The organism is Thalassobaculum sp. (assembly GCF_040219615.1).
Taxonomy (GTDB): domain Bacteria; phylum Pseudomonadota; class Alphaproteobacteria; order Thalassobaculales; family Thalassobaculaceae; genus Thalassobaculum_A.
Window position 1 is genome coordinate 51,124 of sequence record NZ_JAVJSE010000013.1, and the last position, 13,514, is coordinate 64,637.

Annotated in this window: 12 protein-coding genes; 8 read left to right on the plus strand and 4 right to left on the minus strand. The window is 70.5% G+C overall.

What is annotated here, in order from left to right; all coding sequences use genetic code 11:
- The first annotated feature begins 1 nt into the window (after nucleotide 1).
- The 7 genes from RIC31_RS07855 (at nucleotide 2) to RIC31_RS07885 (ending at nucleotide 6,260) form a co-directional block, all read left to right on the plus strand.
- Complete coding sequence (locus RIC31_RS07855; RefSeq protein ID WP_350104884.1) at nucleotides 2–1,195, plus strand: CaiB/BaiF CoA transferase family protein; 1,194 nt, start codon at nucleotides 2–4, stop codon at nucleotides 1,193–1,195.
- 4 nt (nucleotides 1,196–1,199) lie between these two features.
- The gene (locus RIC31_RS07860) at nucleotides 1,200–1,808 is read left to right on the plus strand and encodes a carboxymuconolactone decarboxylase family protein (RefSeq protein WP_350104886.1); all 609 of its coding nucleotides are present in this window, start codon (nucleotides 1,200–1,202) and stop codon (nucleotides 1,806–1,808) included.
- Nucleotides 1,809–1,974: 166 nt separating this feature from the next.
- Nucleotides 1,975–2,844: a fumarate hydratase gene (locus RIC31_RS07865; RefSeq protein ID WP_350104888.1), complete on the plus strand. Its 870-nt coding sequence runs from the start codon at nucleotides 1,975–1,977 to the stop codon at nucleotides 2,842–2,844.
- A gap of 16 nt (nucleotides 2,845–2,860) precedes the next feature.
- Nucleotides 2,861–3,493: a fumarate hydratase C-terminal domain-containing protein gene (locus tag RIC31_RS07870; protein WP_350104890.1), complete on the plus strand. Its 633-nt coding sequence runs from the start codon at nucleotides 2,861–2,863 to the stop codon at nucleotides 3,491–3,493.
- Nucleotides 3,490–4,398: a 2-hydroxyacid dehydrogenase gene (locus tag RIC31_RS07875; RefSeq protein WP_350104892.1), complete on the plus strand. Its 909-nt coding sequence runs from the start codon at nucleotides 3,490–3,492 to the stop codon at nucleotides 4,396–4,398. The genes RIC31_RS07870 and RIC31_RS07875 overlap by 4 nt, the downstream gene beginning before the upstream one ends.
- 567 nt (nucleotides 4,399–4,965) lie before the next feature.
- A complete protein-coding gene (pcaG, locus tag RIC31_RS07880) occupies nucleotides 4,966–5,598 on the plus strand; it encodes a protocatechuate 3,4-dioxygenase subunit alpha (protein ID WP_350104895.1) in 633 nt (210 codons plus the stop codon).
- A 5-nt stretch (nucleotides 5,599–5,603) separates the two neighbouring features.
- On the plus strand, nucleotides 5,604–6,260 hold the full coding sequence (locus tag RIC31_RS07885) for a dioxygenase family protein (protein ID WP_350104897.1): 657 nt from the start codon (nucleotides 5,604–5,606) through the stop codon (nucleotides 6,258–6,260).
- Nucleotides 6,261–7,167: 907 nt separating this feature from the next.
- On the opposite strand, the gene RIC31_RS07890 is transcribed toward RIC31_RS07885, so the two are convergent.
- Together RIC31_RS07890 and RIC31_RS07895 are read right to left on the minus strand one after the other, a co-directional pair.
- Nucleotides 7,168–7,965, minus strand: coding sequence for an outer membrane lipoprotein-sorting protein (locus RIC31_RS07890; RefSeq protein WP_350104899.1), 798 nt, complete (start codon nucleotides 7,963–7,965; stop codon nucleotides 7,168–7,170).
- Between the two features lie 5 nt (nucleotides 7,966–7,970).
- A complete protein-coding gene (locus tag RIC31_RS07895; RefSeq protein WP_350104901.1) occupies nucleotides 7,971–10,325 on the minus strand; it encodes an efflux RND transporter permease subunit in 2,355 nt (784 codons plus the stop codon).
- Between the two features lie 123 nt (nucleotides 10,326–10,448).
- Between RIC31_RS07895 and RIC31_RS07900 the strand changes: the two genes are divergently transcribed.
- The gene (locus tag RIC31_RS07900; protein ID WP_350104903.1) at nucleotides 10,449–11,087 is read left to right on the plus strand and encodes a TetR/AcrR family transcriptional regulator; all 639 of its coding nucleotides are present in this window, start codon (nucleotides 10,449–10,451) and stop codon (nucleotides 11,085–11,087) included.
- Between the two features lie 160 nt (nucleotides 11,088–11,247).
- On the opposite strand, the gene RIC31_RS07905 is transcribed toward RIC31_RS07900, so the two are convergent.
- Both RIC31_RS07905 and hydA read right to left on the minus strand, forming a co-directional pair.
- Nucleotides 11,248–12,030 carry an ABC transporter ATP-binding protein gene (locus RIC31_RS07905; RefSeq protein ID WP_350104905.1) on the minus strand — a complete coding sequence of 261 codons (783 nt, stop codon included), beginning with the start codon at nucleotides 12,028–12,030 and terminating at the stop codon, nucleotides 11,248–11,250.
- Between the two features lie 19 nt (nucleotides 12,031–12,049).
- Nucleotides 12,050–13,504 carry a dihydropyrimidinase gene (gene hydA / locus RIC31_RS07910; RefSeq protein ID WP_350104908.1) on the minus strand — a complete coding sequence of 485 codons (1,455 nt, stop codon included), beginning with the start codon at nucleotides 13,502–13,504 and terminating at the stop codon, nucleotides 12,050–12,052.
- Between the last annotated feature and the right edge of the window lie 10 nt (nucleotides 13,505–13,514).

The window sequence follows — 13,514 nt, forward strand, 5'->3', positions numbered from 1 at the left end:
CGTGGCCGGGCCGCTCTCGCACATCCGGGTGCTCGACCTCAGCCGCATCATGGCCGGCCCCTGGGCGGGCCAGATCCTCGCCGACCTGGGCGCCGACGTGATCAAGGTCGAGCGCAAGGGGGTCGGCGACGACACCCGCAAATGGGGCCCGCCGTTCCTGAAGGACAAGGACGGCAACGACACCAGCGAGCCCGGCTACTACCTGTCGGTCAACCGCGGCAAGCGCTCGGTCGAGCTCGACCTGGCGAGCCCGGCCGACCAGGCGGTGGTGAAGGCGCTGGCGGCGCGCTCGGACATCCTGCTGGAGAACTTCAAGGTCGGCACCCTGGCGCGCTACGGCCTCGGCCGGGACGACCTGAAGGCGGTGAACCCGCGGCTGATCTACTGCTCGATCACCGGCTTCGGCGAGACCGGGCCGAAGCGCGACCAGGTCGCCTACGACTTCATGATCCAGGCCATGGGCGGGCTGATGAGCGTCACCGGCGAGCGCGACGACGCCCCCGGCGGCGGGCCGCAGAAGGTCGGGGTGCCGATCGTCGACATCCTGACCGGCATGTACGCCACCATCGCCTCGCTGGCCGCCCTGGCGCGCCGGGCCGAGACCGGCGAGGGCGAGCACATCGACGTCGCCATGCTCGACGTCTCGGTCGCCGCGCTGTCGAACCAGGCGATGAACTACCTGGTGTCGGGCGCGACCCCGACCCGCAAGGGCAACAAGCATCCCAACATCCAGCCGCAGGACGTGTTCGCGGTCGCCGACGGCCACATCGCGCTGGCGGTCGGCAACGACGAGCAGTTCCGCCGCTTCGCCGAGGCGATCGGCCGGCCCGAGCTGGCCGACGACCCGCGCTACGCCACCAATGTCGAGCGGGTGCGCAACCTCGACGTGCTGCACCCGCTGATCGTCGAGCGCCTCGCGACCGAAAGCCTGGACCACTGGATCGCCGCGTTCGGCGAGAAGGCGGTGCCGTGCGGGCCGATCAACACGGTCCCGCGGGTGTTCGAGGACCCGCAGGTCCGGCATCGCGGGATGCTGCGCGAGCTGCCGCACCCGCTGGCCGGCAAGGTGCCGCAGGTGGTCAGCCCGATGCGCTTCGGCAACGCCCCGCTGGCCTTCGAGACCCCGCCGCCGCTGCTCGGCGAGCACACCGCCGAAGTGCTCGCCGAACTCGGCCTCGACCGCACCGGAGACTGAGCCCATGGCCGAGGCCCGCATCCCGCTTCCCGACCCGGACTCGATGACGCCCGAGCAGCGCGCGGTCTACGACACGGTGGTCAGCGGGCCGCGCGGCGCCGTGATCGGGCCGCTGCGCGCCGCCCTGCACAGCCCGGAGCTGGCCGACCGCTGGCAGCGCCTGGGCGAGGTCCTGCGCTACCGGCTGACCCTGCCGAAGCGGCTCGGCGAGCTGGCGATCCTGGTGACGGCGCGGCGCTGGAACGCCGAGCTGGAATGGGTGGTGCACGCCGAGGCGGCACTGGCGGCCGGCGTCGCCCCGGCGATCGTCGAGGCGATCCTGGACGGCCGCCCGCCGCGGTTCAGCGACCCGGACGAGGCCGAGGTCTACGTCTTCGTGCGCGAGCTGCAGCTGTCCGGCCGGGTCGGCGACCCGGCCTACGACGCCGTCCGCAGCCGCTGGGGCGAGCGCGGCGTGGTCGAGCTGACCGCCCTGACCGGCTACTACACCATGGTCGCGATGACCCTGAACGCCCACCGCATCCCGCTGCCCGACGGCCTCGCCGCCGCGATCCATCCCGACGGCGAGCCGCTGGTGCCGTCGCTCAGCGGCATCCCGGGAGTGCCGGCATGAGCCCCCGTCGCCCGGTGGGTTCCGGCTCGACCGCGCCGAGGGCGGCGCGTCCGTCCGGAATGACGATCCATTTTCAGACGTCATTCCGGAGAGGACGCGGCAGCGTCCGGCTCCGGAACCCACGGAACGACGGGCGGCATTCGCGATCGATCGCAGGAACGCGCCCATGACCATCACCTACGACCTGGTCCGATCGGTCGTCCGCCGGATCCACGAGGCGGCGCTGAAGAAGGTTCCGGAGGACACCAAGGCCGCCCTGCAGCGGGCGCTCGAGGCCGAGACCAAGGCGGTCTCGCGCGACACCCTGAAGCTGATGCTGAACAGCGCCCGGGCCGCCGAGCAGAAGGACCACCTGTTGTGCTCGGACTCCGGGGTGCCGGTGTTCTTCGTGAAGCTCGGCACCAACGCGCGGCTCGGCTTCGACATCAGGCAGGCGATCTCCGACGGCTTCGACGACATGGTGGCGACCATCCGGCCGCCGATCCTCAAGCACGTCACCAACCCCCTGACCCTGGAGCGCGGCTACCAGGGCAAGGAGATGCCGATCACCACCTTCGACGTGATCGCCGGCGCCGACCACATCGACATCCTGTGCTCGCCCAAGGCGCTCGGCTCCGGGCGCTGGGCGGCGCTGGAGATCTTCAGCTTCCCGAGCCTGGAGACCATCGAGACCTACGTCATGGACTGCGTGATGAAGGCCGGCTCGCAGCACTGCCCGCCGGTGATCATCGGCATCGGCATCGGCGGCACCTTCGACTACGCCGCCAAGATGGCCAAGGAGGCGACCCTGCGCACGCTCGGCTCGACCAACCCCGAGCCGATCCTGCAGGCCATGGAGGAGCGGCTGACGGCGGCGGTCAACGCCACCGGCTTCGGGCCGATGGGCACCGGCGGCGACACCACGGCGCTGGCGGTCCACGTGAACTACGCCGCCAGCCACGGCTTCGTGCCGGTGGCGGTCTGCTTCAACTGCTGGATCAACCGCCGGATGGGCGCGCGGATCGCCGCCGACGGCTCGGTCGAGCTGTACGAGTGAGGCGCGCGCGATGGGCATGACCAGGACCATCACCTTCCCGCCGACCGAGGCCGACATCCGGTCGCTGCGGGCCGGCGAGATGATCCGCATCGACGGCGAGATCGTCATGACCGCCGGGCTGCCGACCCACCAGCGCCTGATGCGCTGCCTGGAGACCGGCGAGGCGCCGCCGACCGACCTGACCGGTGCCGGGTTCTTCCACCTCGGCAGCTACAACACCGAGGCCGACGGCGCGTTCGACGTGCTGTACCTGAACCCGACCACCAGCACCCGCTTCAACCCCTACATGCCGACCCTGATCCGGACCTTCGGGCTGCGCGCGGTCGGCGGCAAGGGCGGGCTCGACCGGGCCTGCGCCGACGCCATGAAGGAGGTCGGCTGCGTCTACCTGTCGTTCCTCGGCGGCGGCTGCACGGTGCTGTCCGAGGCGATCCGCGAGGTGGTGTCGGTGAGCTGGAACGACATGATCTCGCACTACCGCATCGTGAAGCTGCGGGTCGAGCAGCTGGGGCCGCTGACGGTGGCGATCGACGCCCACGGCAACAGCCTCTACGACGACCTGCAGGCGGGCGCCGAGAACGCCATGCCGGGCATCCTGGAACAGCTGCGGGCCGCCCGCGAAGCCGCCGCAAGCGGAGGACAGTCATGAGCAAGGGCACGGTCCTGGTCGTCACCCCGGTTCCCAGGGACCTGCGCGACGCGCTGGCCGCCGACTGGGAGCTGCGCGACCACCGGCGGGGGGATGACGGCGGCTGGCCGCCGGTCCCCGGCATCCGCGTGGCCCTGACCACCAGCATGGCCGGCGCCGACGCGGCGCTGATGGACGCGCTGCCCGACCTGAAGCTGATCGCCTGCCAGGGGGCCGGCCTCGACCGGATCGACCTGGCCGCCGCCGCGGCGCGCGGGATCGCGGTGGCGAACACCCCCGACGTGGTCACCGAGGACACCGCCGATTTCGGCATCGCCCTGATCTACGCGACCGCCCGCAACGTGGTGCGCGCCGACCGGTTCGTGCGCGACGGCCGCTGGGCGAGCGAGCGGATGGCCCTGTCGCACCGGGTCGCCGGCAAGACCGTCGGCATCGTCGGCCTCGGCCAGATCGGATCGCGACTGGCGCGCAAGGCGACCGGCCTGGAGATGACGGTGCTGTACACCGGCCCGCGCGCCAAGCCGGACGCGCCCTACGAGTACGTGGCCGATGTCGCCGACCTGGCGGCCCGGGTCGACTTCCTGGTCATGACCTGCCCCGGCGGCCCGGCGACCGAGAAGCTGGTCGACGCCCGCGTGCTGGCGGCCCTCGGGCCGACCGGTATCCTGATCAACATCGCCCGCGGCTCGGTGGTCGACGAGCCGGCGCTGATCGCCGCCCTCGGGAACGGCACGATCGCCGGCGCCGGCCTCGACGTGTTCGCGTCCGAGCCGGCCTTCGACCCGGCGTTCCTGACGTTCGACAACGTGGTGCTGCAGCCGCACTACGCCACCCTCACGGTCGAGACCCGGCGCGCCATCATCGGCCTGCTGCGGGACGCGATCGCCGGCGTGCCGGGAGGCTGACGGTGCGCGCCTCGCGGCATGCGTCTCCGGACAACGGCGGAACCGTGTTCCAGCGCCTCCCCCCTATCTCGTCATTCCGGACGGATGCGCCGCCCCGGCGCAGCCGATCCGGAACCCACGGTGCGACCTACGGTGTTCACACATCGCGAAAACACCATCTGCTTGAGGCATTTGGCAATGCCCGTCACGTCGTGGATCCCGGAGCCGGCTGCTCACGCAGCCCCTCCGGGATGACGAAGCGAGGGTTGGCGCCGGGAGGGAAAGCCGACCGGATCCTCCCCAATTTCGTCATTCCGGAGGGGACGCGCGAGCGTCCGGCTCCGGAACCCACCCGCCGCCGCAACCGGCTACCGCCGCCGGTGCCCGTCGCCCCGTGGGTTCCGGATCGACTGCGCCGGGGCGGCGCATCCGTCCGGAATGACGAGAGGAAAGGGGGGACACGACCGGGCGACGCCCCTGCCGCCCCCTCCCCCGTCGCCCTGAGGTGCCGCTCGCGCCAGCGAGGGGCCACGAAGGGCCGGCCGGGGACAGGCTCCCCCGCCCAAGCATGATGACCCCGGAGGCCCCGTGACCGCGTCCAACAAGCCGACCTTCACCCCGGAAGCCACGATCGGCCCGTTCTTCCCGTTCCGGTTCACCGACGGCTCGCAGTGGCAGGCCCTGCCCGCCCCCGGCACCGGCCACCGTGCCGACGGGGTGCCGGTGGCGCTGACCGGCCGGATCCTCGACTGCCAGGGCGCCGGCATCCGCAACATGATCGTCGAGAGCTGGCAGGCCAACGCCCACGGCCGCTATCGCCACCCGGACGACGACCATTCGGACCACCAGGGCGACGCCCCCCTGGATCCGGCCTTCGACGGCTTCGCGCGGGTCCGCACCGACGCCGACGGCGGCTTCCGGATCGCCACGATCAAGCCGGGCGCGCACCCTGCCGTCTCCGGCAACGCCATGCGGGCGCCGCACCTGCGGCTGACGATCTTCGGCTCCGGCATCGACCGGCTGGTCACCTTCGCCTATTTCGACGACGAGCCGGCGAACCCGGCCGACCCGCTGCTGGCCAGCCTGGAGGAACCCGACCGCGGCCGGCTGGTCGCCCGGCGCTCTCCGGCCGAGGACGCCGACGGCAGCACCGCCTACCGGCTGGACATCGTGCTGCGCGGCGACGCCGAGACCCCGTTCTTCGACGACTGGCAGGAGTGAGCGCGATGACGCCGACCCGTACCCTGGACGTCGTGACCCAGGACCGCGAGAGCGAGGCGCGCACCCCGGCCAAGCCGCTGCGCGCGATCCCGCCGGCCGCCCGCGACGGCTACGCCGCCCAGCCGCCGCGCCCGGAATGGCCGGGGCCGGCGCTGCTCGACCTGTCGCGGATCGCGCCCGGCCGGCCGACGGCGCAGGGCGAGGTGATCGAGGTGTCGGGCCGGATCGTCGACGGCGACGGGCGCCCGGTCGGCGGCGCCGTGGTGGAGATCTGGAACTGCAATGCCGCCGGGCGCTACGCCCATGTCGACGACGCCAATCCCGACGCGCCGCTCGACCCCGACTTCCACGGCTTCGGCCGGCTGATGACCGACGCCGACGGGCGCTACCGGCTGCGGACCATCCGGCCGGCCGCCTATCTGGCGCGCGCCGACATCGGCTGGTGGCGGCCGCCGCACATCCATTTCTCGATCCTCGGCGGCGGGCCGCGCCTGGTCACCCAGATGTATTTCCCGGGCGACCCGCTGAACGCGCAGGACCCGATCCACATGGTGATCCCGCCCGACCAGCGGCCGGCCGCGATCGCGGAGGCCACGGCCGACGGCCTGGTCTGGGACATCGTCATGCGCGGCCGCCACCGGACCCCGTTCGAGGGCGACTGACGCCGGGATCGCTCAGCTCGACTTTGGCCAAAATTGGCGGGGCGCTCGCCGCGCCGGCAGGGGCCGGGCTTCCCCGCTTTGTCGTCATTCCGGCCGCAGCGACGAAGTCGCGAAGAGCCGGAACCCACCCGCCGCTCCGGCCTCGCCGCCGCCGGCGCTCGTCGCCGCGTGGGTTCCGGCTCGCCCGCGCCGGCGCGCGGGCGTCCGGGATGACGACAAAGGGGGGGATGATGAACGACCGGGACAGCAAGGAATTCTCACGGCATGGCTCAACTGCCGCACGGCAGTGGTAGCCTCGCTGCCAATTCTGGCCAAAGTCGAACTCAGAGCGTGAGAATGTATTCCGGCATGGCTTCCTGACGCGACCCGAAGGGCCGGCTTTCCGCGCCCGCCCGCGGCGTCGGCCGGGCTTCCCCCCCTTTGTCGTCATTCCGGCCGCAGCGACGAAGTCGCGAAGAGCCGGAACCCACCCGCCGCTCCGGCCTCGCCGCTGCCGGCGCTCGTCGCCGCGTCTACGGTGTTCAGACATCTCGAAATGGCGTGCGGTTTCATGCAGTTCGTGACGCCCGTCACTTCGTGGTTCCCGGAGCCGGCTGCTCGCGCAGCCTCTCCGGGATGACGACAGGGGGGTGGGATCTCGCGGTGAAATCGGCCGAATTCCACCAAACTTCCGTCATTCCGGAGGGGACGCCTGAGCGTCCGGCTCCGGAACCCACCAGCCGCCGAGAAATGTGTGAACACCGTAGGTCGCTGGGTGGGTTCCGGCTCGATCCGGTCCGCTGGCGCGGGCCGCCCCGTCCGGAATGACGAAAGGCGAGGGGAAGCGGTGCGGCTCCCTTCCCGTCGTCATTCCGGACGGACGCGCCGCCCCCGGCGCGGCCGGGCCGGAACCCACCCGCCGCCACGCTCACCGCAGCCGCTCGAGCCGGCTCTTCTGGAAGTCGCCCTCGCCGAGGCCGAGCCCGAAGGCGTAGTCCGAGAAGCTCAGGGTGGTCGACTTGCCGGTCTGCCGGTTCTGCATCTCCAGCCTGTGCGCCCGCCAGTACTTGCCGAGGTATTGGCGGTATTCCAGCAGGTCGAGGGTCTTCAGCAGGTCGCCCTTGCGGTCGTAGAACTCGATCTTGCGGGGCTGGAAGTCGGTATGGTCGATCCACACCACCTGCCTGGTGTAGCCGGAGTGCTCGTACACCGGGAACCGCTCGGTGACGTAGCAGGTCCGCTCGCCACACGGCTCGTCGCGCAGGTACTTGTACGTGTAGCGCTCGACCTCCTGGCTCACCAGGTCCTCATAGGCGAACTCCGAGCCGACGAACGGGCCGGACTTGTTCTGCGACGAGATCCGCTTCACCCGCTTGAGGGCCGGCAGGTACAGCCACTGGTCGTCGGGATCGTGGATCCGGGTGTGCGACAGGAAGGCGGTGCCCTCGATGTCGCGCGGCTCGGCGAACAGGGTCAGGCTGCGGTCGCCCAGCATCGGGTCGTCGACCTCCAGCGAGGCGAGGCTGAGCCTGCGGACGCTCGACTGGCCCTCGCGGTTGCGCAGGGTCATGGTGAGGTGGGCCTCGCTGTCGCCCCAGCCGAGGTCGCGCCGGTCGGTCTGCTCGGCGATCCAGCGGCCCTTCTCCTCGGCGGTCTCGGAGGCGACCGGGATCGCCGAGAAGCACAGGATGATCCCGGCGATGACGGCGGCGGTGAGGTTGTTCATGGCGGTCACTCCGCGGCTTGGTTGACGGGTTCGAGGGCGCGCCGGTTGCCGCGCCGGCCGGGCAGCAGGAGCAGCAGGGTCGGCAGCAGCAGGAAGTCGGCGACGATGCCCATGAACAGGGTGATCGCGGTCAGCTGGCCGAGCGACGAGTTGATCTCGAAGCTCGACAACGACAGCACCGCGAAGCCGGCGATCAGCACGGCGGTGGTCACCCAGAGCGCGGTGCCGACGGTCGAGAACGCGTAGCGCACGGCCTGCTCGGGGTCGGCGCCGGCGGTGCGGCGGGCCCGCTGGTACTTGGAGAGGAAGTGCACGGTGGCGTCGACGATGATGCCGAGGCTGGTGGCGGTCACCACCGAGGAAGCGAGGCCGATCTGGCCGACCAGCAGCGACCAGACCCCGAAGGCCATGAACGCCGGCACCAGGTTCGGCACCAGGCTGATCAGGCCGAGCCGGACGCTGCGCAGGGCCACCATCAGGCTGGCCGAGATCAGCACGAAGGCCACGAAGGTGCCGGTCAGCATGCCCTCGATGTTGCGCTTGGCGATGTAGGCGAACATCACGAACGGGCCCGACGCCGTGGTCCCGGCGGCCGATGGCAGGTTGCCGCTCAGCCAGGCCGCCGCCGCGTCGTCCAGCGCCCGCAGCTCGTTGGTGGTGACGTTCTCGAGGGTGGCGACGATCCGGGTCGCCGACTTGTCGACGTTGATCTGGTTGTTCAGGTCGAGGCCGTAGGGCAGCGACATCTCGAACAGCAGCAGGTACTGGGCCGCCAGGTCGCGCTCCCGCGGCAGCCGGTACCAGGCCGGGTCGTCGCCGTGCATGTTGCGGTTCAGGCGGTTGAAGATGTCGGTAATGGTCTGGACGTGCACCACGCTGTCGCGGGCCCGCAGCCAGGCGGCGAAGTCCTGGACCCGGGCGAGGTAGTCCGGATCGGCGATCCCGCCCGGGCCCGGGGCGGGGAGCGACCACTGCGCCTGGTAGATGCCCGACAGGTGCTCCATCGCGAAGTCGGTGTCCCGGCGGAACGGGATCGAGCGGTCGAAGTAGTTCACGAACTGGTCGTTCAGCTCGATCCGCGGGACCTGGCTGACCAGGCCGGCGACCACCACCAGCATCACCGCCAGCACGGCGCGCCGCCGGCCGACCACGAAGTCGGCCAGCCGGTCCATGGCGCCCGAATAGCCGACCGGCCGCTGCTTCACCCGCATCGGCAGGATCGCCATCAGCGCCGGCAGGAAGGCGATCGAGTAGACCCAGGCCGCCACCACGCCGATCGCCGTGATGTTGCCCAGGTCGCGGAACGGCGGGGCGTCGGAGAAGTTCAGGCTGAGGAAGCCGATGACCGTGGTCAGGCTGGTCAGGAACACCGGCTCGAAGTTGATCTTCAGGCTCTCGACCAGGGCGGTGCGCTTGTCCACGCCGCGCCGCATCTGCTGCAGCATGGTGATCAGGATGTGGACCGAGTCGGCGATCGCCAGGGTCAGGATGATGGTCGGCGCGGTCACCGACGGCGGCGTGAGCATGATGCCGAGCCAGCCGGCCAGCCCCATCGCGGTCGTCGCCGACAGCCCGATCACCAGCAGGGTCGCGAAGGTGCCGCCGAGCGAGCGCAGCAGCACCCCCATGACCAGCAGCAGCACGCCGTACATCAGCGGCACCAGGGTCGCGATGTCGCCCTCGGCGGACTCCGAGAACGCGTTGTTCAGCGCCACCGAGCCGGTGAGCGCGACCCGGACCTCGGGATGGTCGGCCTGAAAGGCGTCGGCCAGCGCGCGCGCCTTCGCCATCGCCTCCGGCACCTCGGTCTGCGACTGCAGCGGCAGGGTGACCGTGACGTTGACCGACAGGGTGCGGGAATCCGGCGCGATCAGGCGGTCGAGGATCAGCGGCTCGGCCAGCGCGGCCGAGCGGATGCGGACCAGGTCGGCGGCATCCAGGGGGCTGTCCTGCGGCACCAGGTCCCGCACCGCCAGGTCGTCGCCCTCGGCGGTGCTGTTCTGGAAGTTGGTGATGCTGTCGACCCGGGTCGCGTAGGGGATCGTCCAGGCAGCCTCGGTCAGCGCCCGCACGTCGCGCAGCAGGCCGGCGTTGAACACGTCGCCCTGGTGCGGGTGGATGACGATCGAGATGTTGTCGTCGCGGATATAGATGCGCTGCAGCGACTCGAAGGCCTGGAGCTGCGGGTTCTGCGGGCTGAAGAACACCCGGTAGTTGGTGGAGAACCCCAGGAACTGCCCGCCGGCGCCGGCGGCCAGCGCGGCCACCACCGACACCATGACGACAATCCATCGCCACTTTATCAGCCACTCCGCGTATCCCACCACGCGCCGGTCCAGCCACCCCGGGTTCCGTGCCATTCCCCTGCTCCTGCGCTACGGTTCGCCCGTGCTATGTTTTCGTCCCGGTGAACGGGCAGTCATGTAAACTACACGGTGTAGTTTCTGTAAACTGGTGAGTGTACCCGAGTGAGTCAAGAGGCGATGGCCACGGAATTCGCGCCCTATTCGGAACCGGAAACCCGGTCGCCCAAGGAAGCCCAGATCGTCGAGGCGGCCCGCCGGCTGTTCCTGGAGCAGGGCTACGAGATCACCTCGATGGACGCGATCGCGGCCGAGGCGAACGTCTCCAAGCGCACGGTCTACAACCATTTCCGCAGCAAGGAGCTGCTGTTCGTCGAGGTCATGGAGGGGATGTGCGCGCAGTTCGGCGTCGGCGACCGCGAGGCAATCGACCCGGCGGACGCGCCCGAGCGCTATCTGTGCTCGGTCGCCAAGTTCCTGCTGTCCAAGGTGCTGGACCCGCGCATGCACTCGGTCACCCGGACGATCGCCGCGGAATCGGCGAGCTTCCCGGAGATGGGGCAGCGGTTCTGGGCGATCGGCCCCGGCAAGCTGGTCCAGGAAGTCACCGAGTACCTTGCCCGCCAGCACGAGGCCGGGGCGCTGTCGGTTCCGGACCCGCGGCTGTCGGCCGGCATGTTCCAGAGCATGGTGGCGGGCCCGATCTTCCTGCCGACGCTGTTCACCGGCGAGGCGCCCTACACCGAGGCCGACCGCGACCGCATCGCCCGCGAGGCGACCCGCATGTTCCTGGCGGCGCACCGGCCGACGCAGGGGTAGGACGCCCGTCGCCTCGTGGGTTCCGGCTTCGTCCCGCCTCCGGCGGTCCGATCCGGAATGACGAAAGAGGAGGAGCGACCTAACACCCCCCTGCCGTCATTCCGGACGGACGCGCCACGGCGCGGCCGATCCGGAACCCACGGGCCGACGTGCGCCCCCCTCAGTCCTCGTAGGAATGCCCGGCCCTGAGGCCCTCGCGCACCCGGTGGGCGATTTCCAGGAACTCCGGGCTCTCGCGGATGTCGAGCGGGCGCTCGCGCGGCAGGGTGCTCTCCACGATGTCGGTCACCCGACCGGGCCGCGGCGACATCACCACGATGCGGGTCGAGAGATAGACCGCCTCGGGGATCGAGTGGGTGACGAAGCAGATGGTCTTCTCGGTCCGCGCCCACAGCTCCAGCAACTGCTCGTTCAGGTGATCGCGGACGATCTCGTCGAGCGCCCCGAACGGCTCGTCCATCAGCAGCAGGTCGGCGTCGAAGGCCAGCGCCCGGGCGATCGAGGCGCGCTGCTGCATGCCGCCCGAGAGTTGCCAGGGGTACTTCTTCTCGAAGCCCGTGAGGTTCACCAGTTCCAGCGTCCGCGCCACCCGCTCGCGCTGTTCCTCCTTCGAGAAGCCGGAGATCTCCAGCGGCAGGGCGACGTTCTTCTCGATGGTCCGCCAGGGATACAGCGCCGCCGCCTGGAACACGTAGCCGTAGGCCCGCTTCCGGCGCGCCTCCTCGGGGCTGACCCCGTTGACCCGGATGCTGCCGGCGGTCGGCTTCTCCAGGTCGGCGACGATCCGCAGGAAGGTGGTCTTGCCGCAGCCGGACGGCCCGATGAACGACACGAAGTCGCCCTTGCCGACCCGCAGGTCGACATCCGACAGGGCATGGACCGGACCGTCGTTGGTCTCGAAGGTCAGCCCGAGACCCTTGGCCTCGACGATCGGTCCGCTCATCGCCGCCGAAGTCCAGGCATCAGACCCCCGCCGGCATGTTCTTCGGGTCGCGGACCACCTTGCGGGGTGCCGTGATCTCCTTCCACGTCGACAGCGCCCGGTTCGGCGCCGGGTTGGCCTCGCGCTTCACGAACTCGCCGTGGCCCGGCCGCGCCTTGACCGTCGATTCCTCGACCGCCACCTCGCCCCGGGTCAGGGTGAAGCGCGGCAGGCCGGTCACCTCGATGCCCTCGAACACGTTGTAGTCGATCACCGACTGCTGGGACTTGTGGGAGATCGTCTTCGAGCGCTTCGGGTCCCACACCACGATGTCGGCGTCGGCGCCCTCCACGATCGCGCCCTTGCGCGGGTACATGTTCAGGATCTTGGCGATGTTGGTGGAGGTCACCGCCACGAACTCGTTCATGGTCAGCCGGCCGGTGTTCACGCCGCGGGTCCACAGCACCGGCAGCCGGTCCTCCAGCCCGCCGGTGCCGTTCGGGATCTTGGTGAAGTCGCCGACGCCATAGCGCTTCTGCTCGGTGGTGAAGGCGCAGTGGTCGGTCGCCACCACCTGCAGGCTGCCGGCGGCCAGGCCGGCCCACAGCCCGTCCTGGTGCAGCTTGCTGCGGAACGGCGGCGACATCACCCGGCGTGCGGCGTGGTCCCAGTCCGGATGGGCGTATTCGCTCTCGTCCAGCACCAGGTGCTGGATCAGCGGCTCGCCGAACACCCGCATGCCCTTCTGGCGGGCCCGGCGGATCGCCTCGTGGGCCTGCTCGCAGGACACGTGGACGATGTAGAGCGGCACGCCCGCCGTGTCGGCGATCATGATGGCGCGGTTGGCGGCCTCGCCCTCGACCTCGGGCGGCCGCGAGAAGGCGTGCGCCTCCGGCCCGTTGTTGCCCTCGGCCATCAGCTTGGCCTGCAGGTGGGCGACCACGTCGCCGTTCTCGGCATGCACCAGCGGCATGGCGCCCAGGTCGGCGCAGCGCTGGAACGACGAGTACATCTCGTCGTCGCCGATCATCAGCGCGCCCTTGTAGGCCATGAAGTGCTTGAAGGTGGTGATGCCGCGGTCGACCACCGTCGCCATCTCCTTCCAGACCTGCTCGCCCCACCAGGTGATCGCCATGTGGAACGAGTAGTCGGCGCAGGCCTTGGACGACTTGTTGTCCCAGGCCTGCATGGCCTCCAGCAGCGACTGGCCGGGGGCCGGCAGGCAGAAATCGACCACCATGGTGGTGCCGCCCGACAGCCCGGCGCGGGTGCCGGACTCGAAGTCGTCGGCGGAGTAGGTGCCCATGAAGGGCATCTCCATATGGGTGTGCGGGTCGATGCCGCCCGGCATCACGTAGCAGCCGGCGGCGTCCAGCACCTCGTCGCCCTTCAGGTCGGCGCCGATCGCGGCGATCCGGCCGCCCTCGACCAGCACGTCGGCCTTCCAGCTGCGGTCGGCGGTGACGATGGTGCCGCCCTTGATCACCTTGCTCATGCCTGCCTCC

What these genes read in the sequence shown, in the direction of transcription:
- RIC31_RS07870 (WP_350104890.1), top strand. Translation starts at nt 2,861, where the DNA reads ATGACCAGGACCATCACCTTCCCGCCGACCGAGGCCGACATCCGGTCG.
- RIC31_RS07895 (WP_350104901.1), bottom strand. Translation starts at nt 10,325, where the DNA reads ATGGCACGGAACCCGGGGTGGCTGGACCGGCGCGTGGTGGGATACGCG.
- RIC31_RS07865 (WP_350104888.1), top strand. Translation starts at nt 1,975, where the DNA reads ATGACCATCACCTACGACCTGGTCCGATCGGTCGTCCGCCGGATCCAC.
- RIC31_RS07875 (WP_350104892.1), top strand. Translation starts at nt 3,490, where the DNA reads ATGAGCAAGGGCACGGTCCTGGTCGTCACCCCGGTTCCCAGGGACCTG.
- RIC31_RS07860 (WP_350104886.1), top strand. Translation starts at nt 1,200, where the DNA reads ATGGCCGAGGCCCGCATCCCGCTTCCCGACCCGGACTCGATGACGCCC.
- RIC31_RS07905 (WP_350104905.1), bottom strand. Translation starts at nt 12,030, where the DNA reads ATGAGCGGACCGATCGTCGAGGCCAAGGGTCTCGGGCTGACCTTCGAG.
- RIC31_RS07890 (WP_350104899.1), bottom strand. Translation starts at nt 7,965, where the DNA reads ATGAACAACCTCACCGCCGCCGTCATCGCCGGGATCATCCTGTGCTTC.
- RIC31_RS07900 (WP_350104903.1), top strand. Translation starts at nt 10,449, where the DNA reads ATGGCCACGGAATTCGCGCCCTATTCGGAACCGGAAACCCGGTCGCCC.
- RIC31_RS07885 (WP_350104897.1), top strand. Translation starts at nt 5,604, where the DNA reads ATGACGCCGACCCGTACCCTGGACGTCGTGACCCAGGACCGCGAGAGC.
- hydA (WP_350104908.1), bottom strand. Translation starts at nt 13,504, where the DNA reads ATGAGCAAGGTGATCAAGGGCGGCACCATCGTCACCGCCGACCGCAGC.